This is a genomic window from Microbacterium esteraromaticum (assembly GCF_017303215.1).
Taxonomy (GTDB): Bacteria; Actinomycetota; Actinomycetes; order Actinomycetales; family Microbacteriaceae; genus Microbacterium; species Microbacterium esteraromaticum_C.
Window position 1 is genome coordinate 141748 of record NZ_JAEMWU010000003.1, and the last position, 22852, is coordinate 164599.

Below are 22852 nucleotides of genomic sequence, written 5' to 3' on the forward strand. Positions count from 1 at the left end.
CTCTCTTCTCGGGTGAGGCGGGTACAGCGTCAGAACGGGTGGGAGGCGGCGCGCGCGGCTTCGCGCGCGCCGATGGCGTCATCGGCGCCCAGAGCGGCGTCGGCGAGCGTGCGGGCGGCGTCGCGAGTGTGCATGGCGAGTGCCCGGCGCACATCGGCGAGAGCGGCGGGCGCCATCGACAGGCTCGTCGCGCCGAGGCCGACGAGCACGACCGCTAGTAGGGGGTCGGCGGCGGCCTCACCGCAGATGCCGACGGGCTTGCCGTGCCGCTCGCCGGCGGAGCCGACCTCGCGCACCAGCCGCAGGACGGCGGGATGCCAGGGGTCCTGGAACCCGGCGACCGACCCGAGCAGCCGGTCTGCGGCCATCGTGTACTGGGTGAGATCGTTGGTGCCGATTGAAGCGAAGTCGGCATGAGCGAGCACGCGGTCGGCCAGCAGTGCGCTCGCGGGGACCTCGACCATGACCCCCGCTGTCTTCAGCCCGAATTCCCGGGCGAGCCCCGTGAAGTAGGCGGTCTCTTCGACCGTGGTCACCATCGGCGCCATGACCCACAGATCCGCCGAGGTGGCGGCATCCGCCTCTGCCAGGGCCGTGAGCTGCTCGCGCAGGATGTCTTCGCTGGCGCGCAGCGCCCGCAGCCCACGCAGACCGAGGGCGGGGTTGCCTTCGTGTGCGTCGTTGAGGAACGCCAGTGGCTTGTCGGCGCCGGCATCGAGTAGCCGCACGACGACCTTGCGCCCTGCAAACGCCTGCAGCAGTTCGATGTAGGACTCCCGTTGCTGGGCGATCGTCGGCGCTTGCGACGCGGACAGGAAGAGGAACTCGGTGCGGAACAGCCCGACTCCCTCGGCGCCGCGCGCCACCGCATCGGCGGCGTCACCGGGCTTGCCGAGGTTGGCCAGCAGGGCGACAGGCGTGCCGTCCGCGAGCGCGCCGGCGGTCGGTTCGGCCTCGGTCGCGTCGCGTACTGCTTGCCGCTCCTGCACCGAGGCGACCTCGTCCTCCGTCGGCGCGTCATTGACGATGCCCGTAGCGGCATCGACGATCACCGTCTGACCGTCAGTGAGATGTGCGGCGCCGGCGGCGCCGACGACTGCGACGATGCCCTTCTCACGCGCGAGGATCGCGGTGTGCGAGGTCGGGCCACCGTCCGTGGTGACCAGGGCGAGTACGCGGTCGAGGTTCAGCAGAGCGGTGTCGGCGGGTGCCAGATCGCGGGCGACGAGCACAAACGGATGCCCCGGATCGGGCACACCCGGTGCGGCGACGCCGCGCAGACGCGCCAGCACGCGCTGCGCGATGTCGTCGAGGTCGGCTGCACGCTCGCCGAGGTATCCACCGACCGCCTCGAGCGTGGCGCGGAAGCCGGCGAAGGCGTCGTGCACGGCCCACTCCGCCGTCGTGCCCTCGTCGAGCCGTGCGTCGATCTCCTCCTGCAGCGTGGGATCCTCGGCGATCATGGCCTGTGCTTCGAGCACTTCTCGTGCCGTTCCGGTGACGGCATCCGCGCGCTGTTGCAGATCCGCGGCGACGGTATTGACGGCGTCGCGGGCGCGCGAGCGTTCGGCGTCAGTGCCGATGCTGCTGGACTGCTTCGTGGGGGCGGGGAGCGCCTCGGCCATGCGAGCGACCGGGCCTGATGCCGCGCCCAGCCCGATTCCGACACCGCGGAGCGTGCTCATGCGTCCTCGTCGTGGTCGGTGGTCAGCAGTTCGGTGAGCATGTCGAGCACGTGCTCGGCGTCGTCTCCGTCTGCAGTGAGTACGACGTGGTCGCCGAAGTCGATACCGAGCGAGATGACGCTGAGGATGCTGGCGGCGTTGACGGCCTTGCCGGCGTCCTTGGCGATGGTCACCGGGATGCCCGCTTCCTTCGCCGCTTGCGCGAACAGCTTGGCGGGGCGGGCGTGCAGGCCGTGCGAGGAGCCGACCCGTACGGTGCGGGAGGAGGTCATGGTGTTCCCTTCCGGTTATGCGGCGCGCCCATCGCGTCGCGGACGAGACGCAGCGTGCGGCTGCCGTCGAGATCGGTGAAGACGTCATCGGGAAGATCGACGACGTGCGTACGGCCGGAGAGCGCCGTGCGGATGCGGTCGGACCGGTCGCTCAGATGCGGACCAATGAGCACCAGATCGATGCCCACGGCTGTCAGGGCGGTGTGCTCGGTGCCTGCCTCGGTGGACAGCGCCAGGCCGGTGGCATCGGCCGCTCGCGCCAGCCGCCGTGCGACGAATGTGCTGGACGCACCGGCGCCGCACACCACGAGGATCCTCATCGATGTCTCTCTTCGAGCCTGTCGGACCCGCGGATCGGGCCCAGGATCTCAGTGTGCCCAGGGGCGTGCATGCCATTCCAATGGGCTTTCTTCCGCCCCCGCGGAACTTCGGCCACGGCCCGCCGCGCCGTGGCTGCTGGCATCATGGAGGCCCAGACACCACGGGGAGGTGCGCACGAATGTCACGGCAGCGTCAGGACCGGCTACTCGCCGTCCTGCTCCGGGAAGACGGATGGGCGACCGCCGCGAGCCTCGCCGATCAGCTCGGGGTGACACCGCGCAGTATCCGCTCGTACGTTGCGGCGCTGAATGCGCGCGTCCCTCACGCGGACGCCGTCGAATCCGGCCCGGCCGGCTACCGGGCTGGAGCCGCAGCCGCCGAAGCGAGAAGCACGGTCGACCGCGCGGGAACGCCACGCGCCAGGCTGCACCAGCTCGTGCGCACCCTGGTCGATGACCCCGACGGCATCGACATTTTCGACACCGCGCTGGTGCTGCACATCAGCGAGACCACGTTGGAGAGCGACCTCGCCCGTGTGCGCGCCCTGCTCGAGGGGTCCGCCGTGCGCCTGGAGCGGGATCACGACCGCGTACGCCTGCGCGGTGACGAGCAGGCTCTGCGCCGCCTGCTGAGCAGGCTCGCGCAGGACGAGATGGATGCTGGCCCGCTCAGGGCCGATGCGCTGCAGCGTGCGCTGGCGCCCGCAGCCGTGCCCGCCGAGGCTGTGGCGCCCTTCAAAGCGGCGCTGGTGGCCGAGCTCGGCGCCCTCGGGTACTACGTCAACGAACTCGCCATCAGTGACGTGCTGCTGCACATCACGATCGCCGCCGAGCGGGTCGCTGCGGGGAGGGCGCTGGAAGCCCGTGCGGTCTCGACGGATACCGCCGTGGATGCCGTCGGCGCGGCGATCGTCGACCTCGCCGCCGAGCATTTCGGCATCGCTTTGGGGGACGGCGATCGCGAGCACCTCGCTGATCTCGTATTGACCAGGGTGGTCGCACCGGATGACCATCGGCGTCGGGAGGCCTCGCACCTCGTGGACGCCGCTGTCGCCGACGCCGTGCGGACCGAGATCGAACAAGCGGCGCATGATTACCAGGTCGACCTCGTCGACGACGCGTTCCTGCTGCGCCTGACACTGCACGTGCAGAACCTGCTGCGGCGCTCACAGGAGCAGGCGTGGACGCGCAACCCGCTCACCCGTTCGCTGAAATCCTCCTACCCGATGATCTTCGAGGTGGCCGTCTCGATCGCGAGCGGCTTGCACGAACGCCTCGGCGTCCCATTGCATGAGGACGAGATCGCCTACATCGCCATGCACGTCGGTGGCAGGCTTGAGCGAAGCCGGGCAGACGACGTGATCCTCACCGCCACCATCGTGTGCCCCGGCTATCGCGAGTTGCAGGAGCTGTTGCGCTCCAGCGTCGACCGATCACTGGGGCAGCTCATCGAGGTCGTGCGGGTGGAGACCAGTGTCGACCCGGATCGGGCGGTGCTCGACACCGACCTGGTGCTCAGCACGGTTCCGCTCAGCGGTGTCGACGACCGCATCGTGCGCATCCAGCCGTTCCTCTCCGAAGCCGACGTCGACCGGGTGCAGCAGGCGGCCGGCCGTATCCGGCGCACGCGGCGGTTGCGTCGGTTGCGCGACGAGCTGCAACGCTACTTCTCAGCCGATGCGTTCATCGTCCCGCTGCCCGATGAGGGCGATGAGGCGATCATCCGGCGGTTGGGTGGCACGCTCGTGCGGGCGAGCCTGATCGATGAGGAGTACGTCGAGAACACCATCGCGCGCGAACGGATGTCGTCGACGGCGTTCACCGATGCGCTCGCGGTGCCGCACGCCCTGCAGATGAGCGCACGGCGCACCGCGATCGCGATCGGCATCGCCGACGGATCCGTCGCCTGGGGCAGCGGGCGTGTTCAGGTCGTCGCGCTGGCGGCCTTCAGCAGCACGGACCGCGATGCGTTCCAGACCATCTTCGAACAGCTCGTAGAGGTGTTCAGCGAACGCGACAGCGTGCAGCGCATCGTGCGCCGGTCGGTCGACGTCGAATCGTTCCTCGACGAGCTGGTCGCCGTCATCGACGGGTAGCGGCGAGCACTTCTGACAGGGCATCCAGCAGTGCGTCGGCCCCCGGTGACGGGGCGACCTCGAGCACGACCTCGTCGCCGGCGGCGATGGCCAGATCCATCACCGCCAGCACGCTGGAGAGATCGACGCGTTGACCGCTGTCGGTCGACAGCATCACCGGCGCGCCGTGCTGTTCGGCCAGTCGCACCAGCTCCGCGACCGGCCGTGCGTGCACGCCGTGCTCGACGGCGACCGTGACGCGCCGACGCAGCGGGCTCATCCCCGCTCCGCGAGCAGCTCCCGCACGGCCGACTCGATCTCCGAGACCGCGGTCGTCGCCTCGTCCGGTGTCGCACCGCGCGCATCGACGTAGACCTTGAGCTTGGGCTCGGTGCCGCTGGGGCGAACGATGACCCGCGACCCGTCGTCGAGACGGTACCGCAGCACATCGCCGGCGGGCACGCCGTCGCCGCCCTCGGCCAGGTCTTCGGCGCCGGCGACGCTACGCGCACCGAATGCCGTCGGATGCTGCCCGCGCAGCGATGCCATCAGCGCCGGGATCACGGCCACATCGTCGACGCGGATCGAGACCTGACCGCTGGCGAAGTGACCCACCTCGGCGCCCAGCTCGTTGAGCAGCCCGGCAATCGTGGTGCCCCGCACGCGGGCATCCGCGGCCATTCCGAGCATCGCGACCGCGGCCGAGATGCCGTCCTTGTCGCGCACTGTGTCGGGGTTGACCAGGTACCCGAGGGCTTCCTCGAAGCCGAACACCATGCCCGGGGCACGCGAGATCCACTTGAACCCGGTCAGGGTCTCGTGAAAGTCGAGTCCGTAGCGCTCGGCGATCACGCCGAGGCCGGGGGAGGACACCAGCGAGCACGCCAGCGAGGCACCAGCCGTTCCGGCCTCCTGCGCGGCCTTCGCGGCGCGCCAGCCCAGCAGCAGGCCGACCTCGTTGCCGGTCAGGCGGCGCCACCCGCCGTCGCCGTCGGGGATCGCCACGGCGAGACGGTCGGCGTCGGGGTCGTTGGCCAAGATGAACTCCGCGTCCGCGGTGCGTGCCCGCGCGAACGACAGGTCCAGCGCGCCCGGCTCCTCGGGGTTGGGGAACGCGACGGTCGGGAAACCGGCATCCGGGTCACGCTGCTCGTCCACGACGCGGGGCGCGGGGTAGCCTGCCGCCTTCAACACGCGTGAGAACGTCTCCCAGCCCACTCCGTGCATCGCGGTGTAGACCCAGCGCATCTCCTGCACGCCGAACGGGGCGGGCGCCAGCGCGGCGGTGGCAGCGATGTACGCATCGACCACCTCCTCACCCGCGGTCTCGTACGCCGTGGAACGCGGCAGGGAGCCCACGTCACCGGCATCCGCGACCCGCTGGATGCAGTCCGCGATCTCGGCATCCACCGGCGCGACGATCTGCGACCCGCCATCGGCGCCGCCGAGGTAGACCTTGTAGCCGTTGTCGTCGGGCGGGTTGTGGCTGGCGGTGACCATCACACCGGCATCGGCGTCGAAGTGGCGCACGGCGAAGGCGAGCACCGGCGTCGGCAACAGACGCGGCAACAGGATGGCCCGCAGACCCGCCCCAGCGAACAGCTCGGCAGAGTCCTGCGCGAAACGACGCGAGTTGCGGCGTCCGTCGTAGCCGACCACGACCGTCGGTCGCCCGTCGGTCGCACTCCCACGGCTGCGCAGGAAGTCGGCGAAGCCGGCGGCGGCCTGCGCCACCAGCACCCGGTTCATGCGGTTGCTGCCCGCACCGAGCGCACCGCGCAGGCCCGCCGTGCCGAAGGCCAGGCGGGTGCGGAAGCGGTCGTCGAGGTCGGCCGCGGCGGCCGCGTCGCCTCCCGCGGCGCGCGTGATCACACCGGCCAGTTCATCGCGGGTCTCGGGGTCGGGGTCCTGCCGGAGCCACGCGCGGGCCTGGGCGAGCCGCTCAGCGGCATGCGTGTCGTTCACAGTGCCTCGATCACTCGGGCCAGCAGTGCCGAGATCACCGGCTCGGCCTCGCGTCCGGCTTCGATGACCTCTTCGTGGCTCAGCGGGGTCTGCTGGATGCCGGCGGCGAGGTTCGTGATGAGCGAGAAGCCCAGCACCTCCATACCGGCTTCACGCGCGGCGATCGCCTCGAGTGCGGTCGACATGCCGACGATGTCGCCGCCCATGCGCCCGACCATCCGCACCTCGGCGGGGGTCTCGTAGTGCGGGCCGCGCAGCTGCGTGTACACGCCCTCGTCGAGCGTCGGGTCGACGCCGCGCGCGACCTCGCGCAGACGGGTCGAGTACAGGTCGGTCAGGTCGACGAACGTCGCGCCCTCGAGCGGCGAGTCGGCGGTGAGGTTGATGTGATCGCTGATCAGCACGGGCTGGCCGGGCTTCCAGCTCTCGCGGATGCCGCCGGCACCGTTCGTGAGCACCATGATCTTCGCGCCCGTCGCGGCCGCCGTGCGCACGCTGTGCACGACGCGTCGCACGCCGTGGCCCTCGTAGTAGTGCGTGCGGGCGCCGATGACGAGCACGTTCTTGCCGTCGGGCGTGCGGATGCTGCGCAGCGTGCCGACGTGGCCCTCCAGAGCGGGGCGCGAGAAGCCGGTGACCTCAGTGGCGGGAACCGTGGCGATGGTCTCACCGATGATCTCGGCGGCCTTGCCCCAGCCCGAACCGAGCGTCAGGGCGATGTCGTGATGGTCGACCCCGGTCAGACGCGCGATGTCGGCAGCGGCCTGGGCGGCGATGGCGGACGGATCGGCGTTCGCGTCGTCGAGGGGGTGAGAAGCAGTGTCAAGCATGACTCCACTCTAGGAAGGTGTCGGCTGTGGTGCCAGGATTGGGGAAGAATGGAGATCATGTCTCAGACTTCCTTCGCGAACCGTCAGAGTGTGGCTGTGCTCGGCGGTGGCCCCGGTGGCTACGAGGCAGCGCTCGCCGCAGCCCAGCTCGGTGCCGAGGTGACACTCGTCGAACGCGTGGGCGTCGGCGGATCCGCTGTGCTCACCGACGTGGTTCCGTCCAAGAGCCTCATCGCGACCGCGGATGCTGCCGTCGCGATCTCTGAGGCGACCGACCTCGGCGTGCAGTTCTATGCCAAGGGTGCGCACGGCAAGCCGCTCAAGCCCGAGATCGCGATCAACCTCGCCGCCGTGAACAAGAGACTGCTCGCACTGGCCGGCCAGCAGTCCGAAGACATGCGTGCCACGCTGCTCGAAGCAGGCGTGCGCATCCTGTCGGGTCACGGGCGCCTCGAAGGCCCCAATGCGATCATCGTCGCCACCGGCCCGGGCGGCACGGACTTCGATCGGATCGAGGCCGACACGGTCGTCGTCTCGGTCGGTGCGTCGCCACGCGAACTGGACTCGGCCAAGCCCGATGGGGAGCGCATCCTCACGTGGACCCAGCTGTACGACATGAAGGCGCTCCCCGAGCACCTGATCGTGGTGGGTTCGGGCGTGACCGGCGCCGAGTTCGCCTCGGCGTACATGAACCTCGGTGCCAAGGTGACGTTGGTCTCCAGCCGTGACCAGGTGCTGCCCGGCGAGGACGTCGATGCGGCTCATGTGCTTGAGAAGGTCTTCAAGCGCGGCGGCATGCAGGTGCTGTCGAAGTCGCGCGCCGAGAAGGTCGAACGCACCGAGGGCGGCGTGCTGGTGACGCTCTCGGACGGACGCACCGTCGAGGGCAGCCACTGCTTGATGGCCGTCGGCTCGATCCCCAACACCGCGGGAATCGGCCTCGAAGAGGCCGGCATCGAGCTCGACGCGTCCGGGCACGTGAGCGTCAACCGCGTGGCACGCACCTCGGTGCCGAACGTCTACGCGGTCGGCGACTGCACGAACTTCTTCCCCCTGGCATCCGTCGCCTCGATGCAGGGGCGCACGGCGGTGTTCCACGCGCTCGGCGACATCGTGATCCCGCTGGAGCACCGCAAGATCACCGCAAACATCTTCACCGCCCCCGAGATCGCCACGGTCGGTTACTCGGAGCGCGACATCGAGAACGGTGCGGCCGAGGGCATCTCGTACAAGCTGCCGCTCGCGGCCAACCCCCGGGCCAAGATGATGGGCATCAAGGACGGTTTCGTGAAGATCATCGCCCGCCGCGGATCGGGCACGGTGATCGGCGGCGTGATCGTGGCGCCGAAGGCGTCCGAGTTGATCTACCCGCTGGCGATGGCCGTCGAGCGCCGGATGAACGTCGACCAGGTCTCGCGCGTGTTCGCGGCATACCCGTCGCTCACATCGAGCATCACCGACGCGAGCCGGGCGATGCACGAGGTCAACAACGCCTGATCCGTCGCGCAGACGAGACACGCGAAGAGGCCCGGTCGAGATCGACCGGGCCTCTTCGCGTGTGCGCTGGCGGACGGGGCGCGAGGCCGGGTCCGCCGCGGGGTCAACTGATGGTCAGCAGCTGGTGGCCGGCCGAGACCGTCGTACCGGCGTCGGCGTTGATGTTGCCGATCACGCCATCCTTGTGCGCCTGCAGAGGCTGCTCCATCTTCATCGCCTCGAGCACGACGACCAGGTCGCCCTTGACGACCTGCTGGCCCTCTTCGACAGCCACCTTGACGATCGTGGCCTGCATCGGCGACTTCACGGCATCACCCGAGGCGCCGGCGTTGGCGGTGGTCGTGTGGCTGCGGCGCGACGGCGGAACAGTGGCGGGACGACCGGCGGTGCCCGAGACCGTTGCAGCGACGCGGTCGGGCAGGCTCACCTCGAGGCGCTTGCCGCCGACCTCGACGACGACGGTGTGCCGCCCGGGGGCGGGGGACGGGTCGTCGAGCTCGCCGTCCCACGGCGCGATGTCACCGGCGAACTCGGTCTCGATCCAGCGTGTGAACACACCGAACTCGCCGTCCTCGGCGACGAAGGCGGGGTCGCGGACGACCAGGCGGTGGAAGGGGAGCACGGTCGGCAGACCGGCGACCTCGAACTCGTCCAGGGCACGGCGCGAGCGCTCCAGCGCTTCTGCGCGGTCGCGGCCGGTGACGATGATCTTCGCCAGCAGCGAGTCGAACGCACCCGACACGGCGTCACCGGCGGTCACACCCGAGTCGAGGCGCACACCGGGGCCGCCGAAGGTCTTGAAGACGTTGATCGGGCCGGGCTGCGGCAGGAAGCCGCGCCCCGGGTCCTCACCGTTGATGCGGAACTCGATCGAGTGCCCCTGCGGCGTCGGGTCGTCATAGTCGAGCGTGCCACCCGCAGCGATGCGGAACTGCTCGCGCACGAGGTCGATGCCGGTGACCTCCTCCGAGACCGGGTGCTCGACCTGCAGGCGCGTGTTGACCTCGAGGAACGACACGGTGCCGTCGGCGCCGATCAGGAACTCGCAGGTGCCGGCGCCGACGTAGCCGACCTCCTTCAGGATGGCCTTGGATGCGGCGTACAGCTGCTCGTTCTGCGCGTCGGTCAGGAACGGCGCGGGCGCCTCTTCGACGAGCTTCTGGTGGCGACGCTGCAGCGAGCAGTCGCGGGTCGAGATGACCACGACGTTGCCGGCGGCGTCTGCCAGGCACTGCGTCTCGACGTGGCGCGGCTTGTCGAGGTACTTCTCGACGAAGCACTCGCCGCGGCCGAAAGCGGTGACGGCCTCGCGGGTGGCCGATTCGAACAGCTCGGCGACCTCGTCGAGCTCGCGGGCGACCTTCAAGCCGCGACCGCCGCCACCGTAGGCGGCCTTGATGGCGATGGGCAGGCCGTGCTCCTGCGCGAAGGCGATGACCTCGTCGGCTCCCGAGACGGGGCCCGGGGTGCCGGGGGCGAGGGGAGCGCCGACCTTCTCAGCGACGTGGCGTGCGGTGACCTTGTCGCCGAGTGCCTCGATGGCGTCGGGGGAGGGGCCGATCCAGATCAGCCCGGCCGAGATCACGGCGCGCGCGAAGTCGGCGTTCTCGGCGAGGAACCCGTAGCCGGGGTGCACGGCATCGGCGCCCGAGCGCCGCGCGACCGAGAGGATCTTATCGATCTGCAGGTAGGTCTCTGCGCTGGTGGATCCGTCGAGGGCGTAGGCCTCGTCGGCGAGCCGCGCGTGCATCGCGTCACGGTCCTGGTCGGCGTACACGGCGACGGACGAGATCCCCGAGTCACGGGCGGCACGAATAATGCGTACGGCGATCTCGCCGCGGTTGGCGATGAGCACCTTGGCGATAGCAGGCATGGGTTTCAGCCTAGCGAGTGCGGGGGCGTTCCTTTTGACGACCACCCACAAGAAACCGTCGATTCGTTATGACTGTGTCCACAGATCGGTCCAGGTGACGCCGAGCTCGCCGGCCAAACGGCGCAGCGTCGACAGCGACATGCCGACCACGGTCGACGGGTCGCCGTCCACGCGCGTGATGAACGGCCCGCCCAGGCTGTCGACGGTGAACGAGCCCGCCACGTACAGCGGTTCGCCGCTGGCGATGTAGGCGTCGAGCTCAGCATCCGAGACATCGTCCGCGAAGGTGACCGCCGCCTCGGCGACCGCGGTCGCCTCGACCGGGGTGCGGTCGGGGTGCACACGGAACACCGAGTGACCGGAGTGCAGGATGCCCGTGGCGCCGCGCATCTGCTGCCAGCGCTCGCGGGCGACCTCGGCGGTGTACGGCTTGCCGTGCACCTGCCCGTCGATGGCGAACATCGAGTCGCCGCCGATGACGATGCCGTCGAAGCGCGGGTGTTCGTCCGGCATCCGCGCGGCCACTTCGGCCGCTTTCGCCCTGGCGAGCAGCAGCACCAGCTCGTCCGGCGACAGCGGGGCGCCGCGCGCCGCCTCGGCGGACGCGGCGACGGCGTCCTCATCGACGTCCGGAGCGACGATGAGGGGTTCGATGCCCGCCTGCCGCAGCAGCATCAGTCGGGCCGGGGAGGTGGATGCCAGGCACACGCGCATGGTTACACGGTAGTCGGTGTGGGATCCTGGAACGATGACCTCGCAGGCTCCCGTTCTCGACCTCGACATCACCGGCATCGCTCACGGTGGGACGTTCATCGCCCGTCACGAGGGGCGTGTCGTCTTCGTGCCGGACGCCATTCCCGGCGAGCGGGTGCGTGCGCGCATCACGGATGCCACGAAGTCGAGCTTCTGGCGTGCCGAGACGCTCGAGGTGCTCGACGCGTCGCCGCACCGCCGCCCGCACGTGTGGGCCGAGGCGGACGTCTCGCGCGCTCCCCACGACCGCGCCGGGGGTGCCGATCTCGGCCACATCGCCCTCGACGAGCAGCGCGTCCTCAAGCGCCAGGTATTGCAGGAGGCGCTCGACAAGTTCGCCGGAGCGGGCCTGGACGCCCCTGAAGTCGAGGCGGCGGATGCCGGCGACGGCACCGGCTGGCGCACGCGCGTTTCGCTGCACGTCGACGACGCCGGACGCATCGGCCCGTACGCCGCGCGCAGCCATCGGGTGATCGAGGTCGCCTCCCTGCCTCTGGCGCGCCCGGCGGTCGAGGCGGCCGCCTTCGCACTGCGTGACCACAAGCCGGGACGCGTCGATCTCGTCGAGCCCGAGGACGGCCGGGTCCGTGTGCTCCCGCGGCCGGAGGGCGCGCGCCGGGGCAAGAGCGAGACGATCGTCGAGCGCGTCGCGGGTCGCCGCTTCCGCGTCGACGCCGGCGGGTTCTGGCAGGTGCACCCCCGCGCCGGCGACACCCTGCATGACGCGGTCGGCGCGGCGCTCGCGGGCCGGGTGGACGCGGATGCCACCCACTTCGACCTGTACGGCGGCGTCGGTCTGTTCGCTGCGACGCTGGGGGAGCAGGGAGCGACCGACATCGTCACGGTCGAGTCCGACCGTCGTGCCACCGAGTACGCGGCTGAGAACCTCGCGGTGTTCGACGCTCAGGCTGTCACGGCTCGGGTCGACCGATTCCTGGGCGGGCTGCCCGCCGGTACGCGCGCGGGCGCGGTGGTGCTCGATCCGCCGCGTGCGGGTGCCGGTCGTGCCGTCGTCGAGTCGATCCATGGGCTCGACCCCGAGGCGATCGTGTACGTCGCGTGCGACCCGGTCGCGCTCGCCCGCGACCTGGGCACCTTCCGTGAGCTCGGTTGGAACGTGCCGTCGCTGCGGGCATTCGATCTGTTCCCGCACTCGCACCACTTCGAGGCCGTCGCACTGCTGACCCGCTGAGGGCATGTGCGCGCCTGCGTCGGCACGTACGACCCGGCACGCACTGAGTAGGCTGGCGGGATGAGTACCGTCGCCCTCATCGACGACCACGAGTCGGTTCGTCTCGGCCTGGAAGCCGCGTGTCTGCGCGATGGCGAGCAGCAGGTGGTCTTCTCGGGCGGAACGGTCAAGGAATACCTCGCCTGGCGCGGGGCATCCGAGTCCGGTCCCGTCGACGTCGTCGTGCTCGATCTGACGCTCGGTGATGGCACCACCGTCACCGAGAACGTCACGGCGCTCGTCGCCGACGGCGCGAGCGTCGTCATCCACAGCGTCGCCGACCGACCCGCTTCGGTGCGCGAAGCGCTGGTGGCCGGTGCCGTCGGCGTCGTGAGCAAATCCTCGGCGCTCGACGACGTGCTCGACGCGATTCGCACCGTGGCACGGGGTGAGGCGCTGAACAATGTCGAGTGGGCGAGTGCGGTCGACGGCGACCGCGAGTTCGCCGATGCGCAGCTGTCGACGCGCGAGCGCGAGGTGTTGCGGCTCTACGCGGCCGGTCTGCCGCTGAAGGCGGTTGCCGAGCGTCTGGGCGTGGCCTATTCCACCGCCAAGGAGAACATCACCCGCATCCGGGTCAAGTACGTCGAGGTCGGGCGTCCCGCACCCACCAAGGTCGACCTGCTGCGTCGCGCGATGGAGGACGGCATCGTCGCACCCGACGGGGTCCCGAGTGGGAGCTGATACCCGAAGCATCCGCGACGCCTGGCTCAGCGTCCCCTCGCCGGGCGAGGCCGGCGCCGGACTCGAGCGCTTCACCGGTCACCGGATGGAGCGCATCCTCGCGATCGTCGCAGCGATCGGTTCGTCTGCTCTCGGGCTGCAGGCGTTGCTGGCCGCGACGACCACCATCAGCCGTGTCGACGCGCCGCGCGTCGCGCTGATGCTGCTGGTGTTCGGTCCGCTGCTGTGGATGATCGTGGCGTGCATCAGCGCCAAGACCGTCCGCGCCGCGTGCGGTACGTTCGCGGTCGCCTATGTCATCGGGTTGCTGCTGTGGCCCGTGATCGTCGATCGGGCGACCCGTGAGCCGTCCAGTCAGCCGTGGATCTTCTTCCTCGTGAACATCGCGGTCATCGCGGCGATGCTCGCCTTCCCGCCCCGGTTGCAGGTGTTGTGGGCGGCCGGCATGCCCTTCGTCTACGGATACGTCCGGCTGGTCGAGGGGGATTTCTCGCAGCAGTACTGGATCACCACCGCGTTCGATGTGTCGTTCACGTTGATCCTCGGGCTGGTCATCGTGTCGCTGGGATGGATGTTCCGCCAGGTGGCCGCCGGCGTCGACGAGGCGCGCGACAACGCCGTGGCGACGTATGCGCGCGCGGCGGCGGCCACAGCCGCCGAAGAGGAACGCGGGGCGATGTCGGCGCTGATGCACGACAGCGTGCTCGCTGCCCTGATCGCGGCTGAGCGGGCCAGCTCAGAGCGCGAGCGCGACCTGGCGGTCGTGATGGCGCGCGAGGCGCTGACACGCCTGGCCAACACTGAGGCGCTGCTTGCCCAGGAGGGCAACGATGAGCCTGTGCACCGCGCGCAGGTGGTCGCGGAGCTGCGACGGACGCTGTCGGAGCAGGGCGTCGATGCGGTCGTGGAGGAACGCGGACCGTCTGTTCAGGTGCCGGGGCGGGTTGCGCGCGCCCTGGTGCTCGCTGCGCGCCAGGCGATCAGCAATGCGCTGATGCACGCCGGCGGGCGTGGCCTGCACGTCGTGGCTGAGACGACGACCGGGCACGGTCTGGTGCTCTCGGTCATCGATACGGGGCCGGGGTTCGACCCGGATGCGATCGGCGAGGATCGCCTGGGCATCCGCGCGTCGATCGTGGCGCGGATGGCCGCGGTCGCAGGCACATCCGAGATCCGGACGGATGCCCGCGGCACGATGGTCGTTCTGGGATGGGAGCCGGCATGAGGCGCACCGTCCGCAGCATCGTCACCGCGCTGGCGCTTGGCTTCGCGATCTACTTCGCGGCACGCGCGATCTGGTGGACCGAGCAGCCGACTGCCCCGCTGTTCATGGTGGCGGCGATCGGACTGTACCTCGCGGCCACGCTGACGGCCGTGCTGGCGGGCGCCGGGCACAGCATTCGCCTGCCCGCAGGGCCCGGGTTCCTGGCACTGGGCACCAGCCTGGCCGTGCCCACCCTGGTGAGTCTGTCATTGCCGCCGGACGCACGAGAGGCACCGTTCGCGACCTGGTACATCGGCGCGATCGGCCTGCTCGCGGTGATCTGCATCGTGCGACGCCGCATGGTGTGCGGCTGGGTGATGCTCGCGGCTCTCATCGTCTCGTCGTCGCTGTATCTCGGCATCGATCGGGCGTTCACGCTGGGGCTGGTGGGCTCGATCACGTGGGTGGTCGTGGCGCAGCTGCTGGTGCTGTTCTGGGGCCGGGCGGTGCGCGACACCGAGCGGCTCGCCGACATCCAACGCGCGGTGTCGGCGTGGAACGCGACCCAGGAGGTACGTCAGCGCGAGCGTCGCGTGCGGGCGCAGTTGGCGCTGGCCGTCGCCGGCCCGGTGCTCTCGCGCACGGTCGCCGCACACGGTCACCTCAGCGAGCAGGAGCGGCTCGACGCACGGTTGGCAGAGGGCACACTGCGGGACGAACTGCGCGGTGCGGTGCTGCTGAACGACGCGGTGCGCGCCTCGATCGCGGATGCCCGACGCCGGGGCGCCATGGTGACCGTGTTCGACGAGGGGGGCATGGAGGGTGTGCCGGCCGACCGCGTCGGGCAGATCCGTGCCGAGCTCGCCGAGGTCGTCGCCGGGTCGCGATCGAATCGGGTGATCATCCGCGCGGGGCGTGACGATCGGGTGGCGGTGACCGTCGTGGGGCGCGCCGCCGGCGGTGCACACGACGACGACGCGGTCGATCTGTGGCACGAGATTCCCCGCCGCGCGGACTGATCTCGCGTCGATGACGGACCTGATCTCGCGTCGATGACAGACCGGCGCGTGCAGGTGGCACGGGCGTCGGGCTGAGAAGTTCGGGCTGAGAAGGGCGAGGGGCGGCGAAGCCGCCCGCCCCTCGCCAGCGCGGACCAGCTACCCGAAAACTGTCCGCAAGGGGGCGTACTGCGTCTGTCTACCCTGGGACAGAGCAGCCGCCTAACGCGAAGCGTTGATACTAGTTTCGCGCGTAGATCGGCGTCTGTCTGTAGGTATTTTGGGGGACAAATGCTGGCCATTTGTCCAGAAATCGACGTTGTCGGGCCGATTCGTCTCGCTCAGCCGCTGAAACGGCCCCACGGGATGTCTCGTCGCAGTGGTCGCCGCAGTGCACGCTGCGTACGCTGCCACGCCGAGACGTGCGGTACATCGGCCACGGCCTCTTCCGATTCGCGTACGTAGGCGTCGCTGACGACCGCGATCAGCGCGGCGAGCTCTTCCTCGGTCGGCTGGCCGCGCGTGATCTCGATACGCGGGGTCTGCTCGGGCTCGGTCACAGCGGGATGTTCCCGTGCTTCTTGGGCGGCAGCTCCGCGCGCTTGCCGCGCAGTGAGCGCAGCGCCTTGGCGATCGCCACGCGCGTCGCGGCCGGCTCGATGATGCCGTCGATCTCGCCGCGCTCGGCGGCGAGGAAGGGGGACGTCACGCTGTACGTGTACTCGTTCGCGAGCCGGGTGCGCACCGCCGCGACGTCCTCACCGTTCTCTTCGGCCTTCTTGATCTCGTTGCGGTACAGGATGTTGACGGCGCCCTGTCCGCCCATGACCGCGATCTCGGCGGTCGGCCAGGCGAGGTTGACGTCGGCGCCGAGCTGCTTCGAACCCATCACGATGTAGGCGCCACCGTAGGCCTTGCGCAGAATCACGGTGACCAGCGGAACGGTCGCCTCGGCGTAGGCGTAGATCAGCTTCGCGCCGCGGCGGATGACACCGGTCCACTCCTGGTCGGTGCCGGGCAGGTAGCCGGGAACATCCACGAGCGTGACGATCGGGATCGAGAACGAGTCGCAGAAGCGCACGAAGCGGCTGGCCTTCTCGCCGGCCTCGATGTTCAGGGTGCCCGCCATCTGCGAGGGCTGGTTGGCGATGATGCCGACCGAGCGTCCCTCGACCCGGCCGAAGCCGATCACGATGTTCGGCGCGAACAGCGGCTGCACTTCGAGGAACTCGCCGCCGTCGACCACGTGCTCGATGACGGTGTGGATGTCGTACGGCTGGTTGGGCGAGTCGGGGATGATCGTGTTCAGGACGTGATCGGCGTCGGTGGTCTCGAACTCGAACGCCGAGTCGTACGCCGGCACCTCGGCCATGTTGTTGTCGGGCAGATAGCTGAGCAGCGTGCGCGCGTAGTCGAGCGCGTCGTCCTCATCCTCGGCCAGGTAGTGAGCGACACCCGAACGGGTGTTGTGCGTGTGCGCACCGCCGAGCTCTTCCATGCCGACGTCCTCGCCGGTGACGGTCTTGATTACGTCGGGGCCGGTGACGAACATCTGGCTGGTCTTGTCGACCATGATGACGAAGTCGGTGAGGGCCGGGCCGTACACGGCGCCGCCGGCGGCCGGTCCCATGACGATCGAGATCTGCGGGATGACGCCCGACGAGCGGGTGTTGCAGCGGAAGATCTCGCCGTACTTGCTGAGGGCGAGCACGCCCTCCTGGATGCGGGCGCCGCCCGAGTCGAGGATGCCGATGATCGGCATGCCGCCCTGCAGCGCGAACTCCATGATCTTGATGATCTTGTCGCCGGCGACCTCGCCGAGCGAGCCGCCGAAGGTCGTGAAGTCCTGGGAGTAGACGGCGACGGTGCGGCCGTGGATGGTCGCGACGCCGGTGACGACGGAGTCACCGTAGGGGCGATTGCGGTCCATGCCGAACGAGGTGGTGCGGTGGCGCACGTACTCGTCGAACTCGACGAAGCTTCCGGTGTCGACGAGCAGCTCGATGCGCTCGCGTGCGGTCATCTTGCCCTTGGCGTGCTGCTTCTGCTGGGCGAGCTTCTCGGGCTCGACGACCGCCTCGGTGAAGCGGGAGCGAAGGTCCGCGATCTTCGCGGCCGTGGTCGAGAGGTCAGGCTTTTCCGTCACGGATTCCACACTAGCGCCGGGGCGCCGAGCGGCGTTGGATGCTCGGCACAACGCACACGCGATTCCTTTGGTTGATCTGCTCGGTGCGTGGGGGGCGGAGATCTAGGCTGGACATCATGCCCACACCTGTGATTCTCGATGTCGACACCGGCGTCGATGACGCTCTCGCCCTGCTGTTCGCTGTTGCGCACCCCGAGATCGAGGTGCTCGGTGTCACCTGCGTCGCCGGGAATGCCGGGTTGGATGACGTCGTCGCGAACACCCTGCGCATCCTCGATCTCGCCGGTGCGGCGGACGTGCCGGTCGCGGCCGGTGCCGCTCGCCCGCTGATCGCCCCGGCGCGCGCGGCGGCCCACGTGCACGGCGAAGACGGTCTGGGCGGCATCGCGCTGCCTCCCGCGACGCGCGGCGCGGCTGACGAGTCGGCCGTCGCCATGATGCGACGGCTGATCATGCAGCATCCGGAGCCGGTGACGCTCGTCGCCCTCGCGCCGCAGACCAACCTCGCCCTGCTGCTGCGCACCCACCCCGAAGTCGCGGCACGCATCGAGCGGATCGTGTTCATGGGCGGCTCGGCGAGTGTCGGCAACGCGACGGCCGTGGCGGAGTTCAACGTATGGCACGACCCCGAGGCGGCCGCGATCGTGCTCGATGCCGGGGTGCCGACCACGATGTACGGCCTCGACGTCTTCGAGCGCGTCTCGGTGCCGCTGGAACGCGCGAAGGCGTTGACGGCCGGCGCGCACCGTGCGGGACGGGCGGTCGGTGAGCTGTTGGGCAACCGGGTGGCCATGAGCGAGGACGAGTCGCTGCAGTACACCGGGCTGATCGGCGACGCCGGTGCGGTGTGCGCGATCGTCGCGCCCGAACTGGTGAGCTTCGAATCGCTCCCGGTGCGGGTCGAGTTGAGCGGCTACAGCCGGGGCCAGACGGTCGTCGACCGCCGTGCGTACACGGGGGAGGACAGCCTGCACGGCCTCGACGAGGTGTGGTCGCGTTCCGAGGTGGCGCTGGGTATCGATGCGGATGCTGTCGCCGACCTGTTCCTGAAGACGGTGCTGACGCTGCCGGAGTGAGGGGGCGGATGTCCTGCGGTCTTCGAGGATCGGTTAAAAACTTTCTCTGATCAGCCAGAATCCCCGCAGTCACTGTCGGTGGCCCCCTGTTGAATGGAGGTATGACCAACCCCGCCGCAGTTCTCGATCGAGTCGTCACCGACCTCGATCAGCTGCTCGGTGCGGATGCGCTCATGAGCCTCACCGATGCCGAGAGGCGCGTCCTCTTGAGCACTGCCGGCGAGGTGATGCGGCGCGTTGAGGCGACCATCATCGAGACGGTCGCAACGGGCGATCCGGTTGACCTGCCGAACGGCGCGGGGTGCCGCAACGTGAACGAACTGCTGCAGCGCACACTGCGGGTCGACTCGCGGGGCGCGGCGCGGTTCGTGAAAGCGGGCAAGGTCGTGCGCCGCGACGTCGACCTCACGTCGGGGGAGTCGCTGCCGGCGCGGTGGCCCGCTCTTCGACGGGTGATGCTCGACGGTGCCGTCGGAACCGATGGGCTGCTGGCCGCCACGGGGCCGATCGAGTCGGCCGGCGACCGGATCGGTGTCACCGACCGATGGAAGGCCGATGACGGCCCGGTGAGCGCCGCAGTCGCCCGGCACACCGGTTGCACCGGTGCGATTCAGCGCGTGTTCACGGAGCAGGGGCGGATCGTCGGGATGACGGTGACCGACCGCATCTTCAACGTTCACCAGCGCCGGGCGATCACGCTTCGCGACAAGGAGTGTTTGATTCCCGGATGCCACGTGCCGGCCTCCTGGTGTGAGATCCACCACGTCACCGAACACTCCCGCGGTGGGCCGACCAGCACCGACAACGGTGTGCCGTTGTGCTGGTGGCACCACAGATCACTCGAGTTCTCCGGCTGGGAGATCCGCATGCACGACGGCCTACCCGAGATCCGCGGACCCGCCTGGTGGGATCCTTTGCATCACTGGCGCACCCCGCGCCTGTCGTTGCCCGACTTCGCGTTCACGTAGTCGCTCGTTCGCGTGCGCCCTGCAATGTCGTGCATATCGTCCGCGCCGGCCTCCATCCGATCGAGCAGGCGATCGCTGAGAACGACCGGGCTGCTGAGCAAGCGCTGAAGTCCGGGGAAGCGCAGCAGCGTCTCGTCGCGCACCGGCCATCACACGACGAACCGCCACACGTACTCCAACCCGTCGGATTGGCGGAACCAGGCGATCGTCACAACCGCCTCGTCGGGGTCCGAAGCGCACAGGCACAGTTCGACGGTTTCGGTGGGAAGGACCTGACCCCACAGATCCACGACGCAACGGGCATCGACATCGTCGCGAAAGACGCGGACGAAATCGACGGGCTCCTGGCTGGCATTCATCACCACCGGGTGGGCGCGGTCGTCGCGGGTGACCACCCAGGGCACACAGTACGCGGTCGGCGGCGGGGGCTGGCGGGGATCGATGGGATGCAGCATCCCGCCAAGCTAGGAACGCCCTCCGACGGTCAGAGCGCGTCAGAGCGCGTCATGACGTCCGCTGTGCAGAAGTCGTGCTCAAGCCGGTTCTGGGGACGCCGAATCAACAGCATCCGAATCGGCAGCATCCGACCCGGGGGCGAGTCCTTCCCTCCGTCGGCGCAGCTTCGCTCCGACCTCGCGGCTCGCCGCGCCGAGCCCGCGCCCCGCCGCACCCACTCCGCGACCGGCGGCACCGAAGCCCCGGCCCACGCTGCCCGCGACCCCGACAACGCCACCGCCGAGGGAACGCGCGCCCGACAGCATCCGTCGCTCCAGTCGCTCGCTGCCGGGCGTCGGCTCCAACTCGGGCGGCAAGAAGACGGGCGCCGCGCCGAAGGCGCGACGCGACGTCACCAGCACCCGTCGTCCGAGGATGTTGTTACCGGCACCGCCGATGACCGCGCCGATGCCGAACGGAAGCGCCTTGCCGATGAACGACGCCCCGCCGCGGCCCGCGAACTGCCGGATGAACGCCGACTTCAAACGATCCACAAGCGGACCGACGGCGGCGCGTGGCAGTGACTTCGTCACCAGCTCGCCCCAGTACGACGACCGCGTGCCGCCCCGGCCCGTCGCCTGCTGCGCCAGCTGCGAGACGAGGTCGACGCCCTCCTTGCCGAGCATCAGGGTCATCACCAGCGCCCGAGCACGGTCGGGGTTCTCGATCGCGATGCCGTGCACCTCTGCGACCGACTGCGCGAAGAGTGCCGTCGACTCCATGAACCCGATGGTCTCCACACCCGACAGCGCCAGAGTCACCCCGGTGCCGATGCCCGGAACGACAGCGGTCGCACCGACGGCCGCGCCACCGGTGGTCACCGCGGCGAGGTAGCGGATCTCGAGCATGCGCACGATCTCGTCCGGCGTTGCGCGCGGATTGCGCAGGCGGATGCTACGGATGTGCGCCACGACCAACGGGCGCTGCACCGACATCACCCGATCGATCCCGCGCACGGAGAGCGGGTGCTCGTCGGACCCGACCGGAGGCACGTGGGCATCCCACGGTGCGTCATCCGGCAGCGAATGGATCTTGTGAACCTGCATGGTCCGAGCCTATGCATCGCATCCGCGAGAACGCCGAAAGCCGCCTCCCGAGGGGAGACGGCTTTCGAGAGGGAGGCGCTCAGACGAAGAGGTTGGCGCGCTCCAGGTCTTCAGCGAAGTCGACCTCGACGGCGTACAGGTCCGAGACGTCCATCGGCTCGAGCAGCAGGCCATCCTCGGCGATCGCCAGCTCGAGACCACGCTCGAAGTAGTCCTGATCCTCGACGCGCTGCAGCTGGCGCATGAACGCCTTCTTGTCGCGCGACGAGATGTAGTTGATGCCCACAGCCTCGCCGAGGCCGCCCTTGACGGTCTTGGACAGCTCGTTGATGAAGCCCTCGGCGGTGACGGTGTACTTGACCTCTTCGTCGCTGACCTTCGAGGTGTTCACGGTAACGAACGACTGGTCGCGCTCGATGAACTCGATCGCCCGGCCCAGGATGCGCGGGTCGAAGACGACGTCGCCGTTCATCCACAGCACGCCGCTCTTGCCGGTCACGCTCAGCGCGCGCAGCAGGCTCTTGGACGTGTTGGTCACGTCGTAGCGCTCGTTGTGCACGTACTTCGCCGAGGGAAACGCCTCGATGATCGTCTCGGCGCGGTAGCCGACGACGGTGGTGATGCGGGCGTCGCTGCCGAAGGCCGCGCGGATGTTGTCGTGCTGCTGGCGCATGATGGTGCGGCCGTCGCTGAGCTCGGTCAGCGGCTTGGGCAGCGCGCGGCCGAGCCGCGAGCCCATGCCCGCAGCCAGGATGACGGTCTGAAGAGTCACGTTTTCTCCTAATAGGAACTGTGTTCACTGTCGATTCATCGACGCGACACCTCTTCGTGCCTCCGCAATGCTACTGATCACACCTGGGAGGCCGAAGGCTTCAGGGGCGCTGTTGCTGTTTCGTGACCTGTTCCACACGAGTCTGTCAGGAACCGTGAGCCGCGTCGAGGGGTTCTGCGGCACCGAAACACGTCGTCACCGGGTCGGCGGCTCTGTCAGGGCGGATTGGTACCTTAGTAGGCGTGACAGCATCCGGGGAGACGCACGAAGACCGCACCGAGGGGGTGCCGACCGCGAGCGCGGGCGCTGACACCGCCGCCACGCCGAAGCCGAAGCGGGGTGCCGCGGCGGCGAAGAAGACATCGGATGCCACCGACTCGGCTTCCGACACGAACGTGTCGTCGACGGCCGAGGACAAGCCTGCCGTCAAGAAGGCAGCGCCGAGGAGGACGGCCGCGAAGAAGACCGCAACAGGTTCGTCGACGTCGAAGACGACCGTCTCGCGCAGCACGGCGACCAAGACGGCTGCAGCGTCGAAGACGGCCGCGACCGCCAAGACGGGTACGGCGTCGAAGGCCGGTACGACGTCGAAGAGCGGTGCGACCTCGAAGGCCGGCGCGACCTCAAAGACCGGCGCGACCTCGAAGGCCGCCACGGCGTCCAAGAGCAGCACGGCGTCCAAGACCGCGGCGGCGAAGAAGGCCGCAGCGACCAGTGCGGCGGCGAAGTCCGCCGCGGCGAAGAAGACTGCCGCCGAGACGGCGGAGAAGACGACGGCGGTCAAGGCGGCCGCTGCTCGGACCGCGTCGACGAAGGCCGCGACCAAGGCGACCGCAGCCAAGACCACAGCTGCCAAGACGACCGCAGCCAAGACGGCCGCCGCGAAGTCTTCCGCGTCGACGACGGGTGCCAAGGCGAAGACATCCACGGCGAAGAAACCCGCGACGAAGACCGTGAGCACA

General features: G+C 69.4%; 22 protein-coding genes. 8 read left to right on the forward strand and 14 right to left on the reverse strand.

The features are described 5' to 3' along the window. Positions 1-29 precede the first annotated feature (29 nt). Genes ptsP through JF543_RS13475 form a run of 3 tightly spaced genes read right to left on the reverse strand, consistent with a single transcriptional unit; the run spans position 30 to position 2277 of the window. Positions 30-1685, reverse strand: a complete 1656-nt coding sequence (gene ptsP / locus JF543_RS13465) for a phosphoenolpyruvate--protein phosphotransferase (RefSeq protein WP_206824766.1) — start codon at positions 1683-1685, stop codon at positions 30-32. Then, a complete protein-coding gene (locus JF543_RS13470) occupies positions 1682-1957 on the reverse strand; it encodes an HPr family phosphocarrier protein (protein WP_179410356.1) in 276 nt (91 codons plus the stop codon). The genes ptsP and JF543_RS13470 overlap by 4 nt, the downstream gene beginning before the upstream one ends. Further along, entirely contained in the window at positions 1954-2277 is a 324-nt protein-coding gene (locus tag JF543_RS13475) for a hypothetical protein (protein WP_206822184.1), read from the reverse strand. The genes JF543_RS13470 and JF543_RS13475 overlap by 4 nt, the downstream gene beginning before the upstream one ends. 179 nt (positions 2278-2456) lie before the next feature. On the opposite strand from JF543_RS13475, the gene JF543_RS13480 reads away from it, so the two are divergent. After that, complete coding sequence (locus tag JF543_RS13480; protein WP_206822185.1) at positions 2457-4373, forward strand: BglG family transcription antiterminator; 1917 nt, start codon at positions 2457-2459, stop codon at positions 4371-4373. On the opposite strand, the gene JF543_RS13485 is transcribed toward JF543_RS13480, so the two are convergent. The 3 genes from JF543_RS13485 to JF543_RS13495 are packed head-to-tail and all read right to left on the reverse strand — an operon-like array spanning position 4360 to position 7147. Continuing rightward, the gene (locus JF543_RS13485) at positions 4360-4632 is read right to left on the reverse strand and encodes an HPr family phosphocarrier protein (RefSeq protein ID WP_179410359.1); all 273 of its coding nucleotides are present in this window, start codon (positions 4630-4632) and stop codon (positions 4360-4362) included. The two genes, JF543_RS13480 and JF543_RS13485, sit on opposite strands and share 14 nt — an antisense overlap. Continuing rightward, complete coding sequence (locus JF543_RS13490; RefSeq protein WP_206824767.1) at positions 4629-6317, reverse strand: phospho-sugar mutase; 1689 nt, start codon at positions 6315-6317, stop codon at positions 4629-4631. The genes JF543_RS13485 and JF543_RS13490 overlap by 4 nt, the downstream gene beginning before the upstream one ends. Continuing rightward, entirely contained in the window at positions 6314-7147 is an 834-nt protein-coding gene (locus JF543_RS13495; RefSeq protein ID WP_179410361.1) for a purine-nucleoside phosphorylase, read from the reverse strand. Before JF543_RS13495 ends, JF543_RS13490 begins: the two co-directional genes overlap by 4 nt. Positions 7148-7195: 48 nt before the next feature. On the opposite strand from JF543_RS13495, the gene JF543_RS13500 reads away from it, so the two are divergent. Then, a complete protein-coding gene (locus JF543_RS13500; RefSeq protein WP_179410362.1) occupies positions 7196-8644 on the forward strand; it encodes an NAD(P)H-quinone dehydrogenase in 1449 nt (482 codons plus the stop codon). Positions 8645-8747: 103 nt separating this feature from the next. On the opposite strand, the gene JF543_RS13505 is transcribed toward JF543_RS13500, so the two are convergent. Together JF543_RS13505 and JF543_RS13510 are read right to left on the reverse strand one after the other, a co-directional pair. Further along, positions 8748-10517: an acetyl/propionyl/methylcrotonyl-CoA carboxylase subunit alpha gene (locus JF543_RS13505; protein WP_179410363.1), complete on the reverse strand. Its 1770-nt coding sequence runs from the start codon at positions 10515-10517 to the stop codon at positions 8748-8750. A 66-nt stretch (positions 10518-10583) separates the two neighbouring features. Beyond that, a complete protein-coding gene (locus JF543_RS13510) occupies positions 10584-11231 on the reverse strand; it encodes a Maf family protein (RefSeq protein WP_206824768.1) in 648 nt (215 codons plus the stop codon). A gap of 34 nt (positions 11232-11265) precedes the next feature. Between JF543_RS13510 and JF543_RS13515 the strand changes: the two genes are divergently transcribed. Genes JF543_RS13515 through JF543_RS13530 form a run of 4 tightly spaced genes read left to right on the forward strand, consistent with a single transcriptional unit; the run spans position 11266 to position 15408 of the window. Next, entirely contained in the window at positions 11266-12462 is a 1197-nt protein-coding gene (locus tag JF543_RS13515; RefSeq protein WP_206824769.1) for a class I SAM-dependent RNA methyltransferase, read from the forward strand. Positions 12463-12522: 60 nt separating this feature from the next. Then, the gene (locus JF543_RS13520) at positions 12523-13185 is read left to right on the forward strand and encodes a response regulator transcription factor (RefSeq protein WP_179410366.1); all 663 of its coding nucleotides are present in this window, start codon (positions 12523-12525) and stop codon (positions 13183-13185) included. Then, positions 13175-14410 carry a sensor histidine kinase gene (locus tag JF543_RS13525; RefSeq protein WP_179410367.1) on the forward strand — a complete coding sequence of 412 codons (1236 nt, stop codon included), beginning with the start codon at positions 13175-13177 and terminating at the stop codon, positions 14408-14410. The genes JF543_RS13520 and JF543_RS13525 overlap by 11 nt, the downstream gene beginning before the upstream one ends. Next, positions 14407-15408, forward strand: a complete 1002-nt coding sequence (locus tag JF543_RS13530) for a hypothetical protein (protein ID WP_206824771.1) — start codon at positions 14407-14409, stop codon at positions 15406-15408. The genes JF543_RS13525 and JF543_RS13530 overlap by 4 nt, the downstream gene beginning before the upstream one ends. 320 nt (positions 15409-15728) lie before the next feature. Here JF543_RS13530 and JF543_RS13535 read toward each other — a convergent pair whose 3' ends face one another. Then, positions 15729-15947, reverse strand: coding sequence for an acyl-CoA carboxylase subunit epsilon (locus tag JF543_RS13535; protein ID WP_179410369.1), 219 nt, complete (start codon positions 15945-15947; stop codon positions 15729-15731). Next, the gene (locus tag JF543_RS13540) at positions 15944-17533 is read right to left on the reverse strand and encodes an acyl-CoA carboxylase subunit beta (protein ID WP_410340774.1); all 1590 of its coding nucleotides are present in this window, start codon (positions 17531-17533) and stop codon (positions 15944-15946) included. Before JF543_RS13540 ends, JF543_RS13535 begins: the two co-directional genes overlap by 4 nt. Before the next feature lie 116 nt (positions 17534-17649). Between JF543_RS13540 and JF543_RS13545 the strand changes: the two genes are divergently transcribed. Next, positions 17650-18609 carry a nucleoside hydrolase gene (locus JF543_RS13545; RefSeq protein ID WP_242519759.1) on the forward strand — a complete coding sequence of 320 codons (960 nt, stop codon included), beginning with the start codon at positions 17650-17652 and terminating at the stop codon, positions 18607-18609. Between the two features lie 101 nt (positions 18610-18710). Continuing rightward, the gene (locus JF543_RS13550) at positions 18711-19577 is read left to right on the forward strand and encodes an HNH endonuclease signature motif containing protein (protein WP_206824772.1); all 867 of its coding nucleotides are present in this window, start codon (positions 18711-18713) and stop codon (positions 19575-19577) included. Between the two features lie 149 nt (positions 19578-19726). On the opposite strand, the gene JF543_RS13555 is transcribed toward JF543_RS13550, so the two are convergent. The 4 genes from JF543_RS13555 to JF543_RS13570 form a co-directional block, all read right to left on the reverse strand. Further along, a complete protein-coding gene (locus tag JF543_RS13555) occupies positions 19727-20032 on the reverse strand; it encodes a hypothetical protein (RefSeq protein WP_206824774.1) in 306 nt (101 codons plus the stop codon). A 78-nt stretch (positions 20033-20110) separates the two neighbouring features. Continuing rightward, the gene (locus tag JF543_RS13560) at positions 20111-21118 is read right to left on the reverse strand and encodes a hypothetical protein (RefSeq protein ID WP_242519760.1); all 1008 of its coding nucleotides are present in this window, start codon (positions 21116-21118) and stop codon (positions 20111-20113) included. A 79-nt stretch (positions 21119-21197) separates the two neighbouring features. Further along, complete coding sequence (locus JF543_RS13565; RefSeq protein WP_206822196.1) at positions 21198-21890, reverse strand: NTP transferase domain-containing protein; 693 nt, start codon at positions 21888-21890, stop codon at positions 21198-21200. 145 nt (positions 21891-22035) lie between these two features. Then, positions 22036-22851: a hypothetical protein gene (locus tag JF543_RS13570; RefSeq protein WP_206824776.1), complete on the reverse strand. Its 816-nt coding sequence runs from the start codon at positions 22849-22851 to the stop codon at positions 22036-22038. Position 22852 lies beyond the last annotated feature (1 nt).

What these genes read in the sequence shown, in the direction of transcription:
- JF543_RS13495 (WP_179410361.1), bottom strand. Translation starts at nt 7,147, where the DNA reads ATGCTTGACACTGCTTCTCACCCCCTCGACGACGCGAACGCCGATCCG.
- JF543_RS13560 (WP_242519760.1), bottom strand. Translation starts at nt 21,118, where the DNA reads ATGCAGGTTCACAAGATCCATTCGCTGCCGGATGACGCACCGTGGGAT.
- JF543_RS13505 (WP_179410363.1), bottom strand. Translation starts at nt 10,517, where the DNA reads ATGCCTGCTATCGCCAAGGTGCTCATCGCCAACCGCGGCGAGATCGCC.
- JF543_RS13545 (WP_242519759.1), top strand. Translation starts at nt 17,650, where the DNA reads ATGCCCACACCTGTGATTCTCGATGTCGACACCGGCGTCGATGACGCT.
- JF543_RS13550 (WP_206824772.1), top strand. Translation starts at nt 18,711, where the DNA reads ATGACCAACCCCGCCGCAGTTCTCGATCGAGTCGTCACCGACCTCGAT.
- JF543_RS13520 (WP_179410366.1), top strand. Translation starts at nt 12,523, where the DNA reads ATGAGTACCGTCGCCCTCATCGACGACCACGAGTCGGTTCGTCTCGGC.
- JF543_RS13480 (WP_206822185.1), top strand. Translation starts at nt 2,457, where the DNA reads ATGTCACGGCAGCGTCAGGACCGGCTACTCGCCGTCCTGCTCCGGGAA.
- ptsP (WP_206824766.1), bottom strand. Translation starts at nt 1,685, where the DNA reads ATGAGCACGCTCCGCGGTGTCGGAATCGGGCTGGGCGCGGCATCAGGC.
- JF543_RS13500 (WP_179410362.1), top strand. Translation starts at nt 7,196, where the DNA reads ATGGAGATCATGTCTCAGACTTCCTTCGCGAACCGTCAGAGTGTGGCT.
- JF543_RS13515 (WP_206824769.1), top strand. Translation starts at nt 11,266, where the DNA reads ATGACCTCGCAGGCTCCCGTTCTCGACCTCGACATCACCGGCATCGCT.
- JF543_RS13510 (WP_206824768.1), bottom strand. Translation starts at nt 11,231, where the DNA reads ATGCGCGTGTGCCTGGCATCCACCTCCCCGGCCCGACTGATGCTGCTG.
- JF543_RS13475 (WP_206822184.1), bottom strand. Translation starts at nt 2,277, where the DNA reads ATGAGGATCCTCGTGGTGTGCGGCGCCGGTGCGTCCAGCACATTCGTC.
- JF543_RS13485 (WP_179410359.1), bottom strand. Translation starts at nt 4,632, where the DNA reads ATGAGCCCGCTGCGTCGGCGCGTCACGGTCGCCGTCGAGCACGGCGTG.
- JF543_RS13555 (WP_206824774.1), bottom strand. Translation starts at nt 20,032, where the DNA reads ATGCTGCATCCCATCGATCCCCGCCAGCCCCCGCCGCCGACCGCGTAC.
- JF543_RS13530 (WP_206824771.1), top strand. Translation starts at nt 14,407, where the DNA reads ATGAGGCGCACCGTCCGCAGCATCGTCACCGCGCTGGCGCTTGGCTTC.
- JF543_RS13470 (WP_179410356.1), bottom strand. Translation starts at nt 1,957, where the DNA reads ATGACCTCCTCCCGCACCGTACGGGTCGGCTCCTCGCACGGCCTGCAC.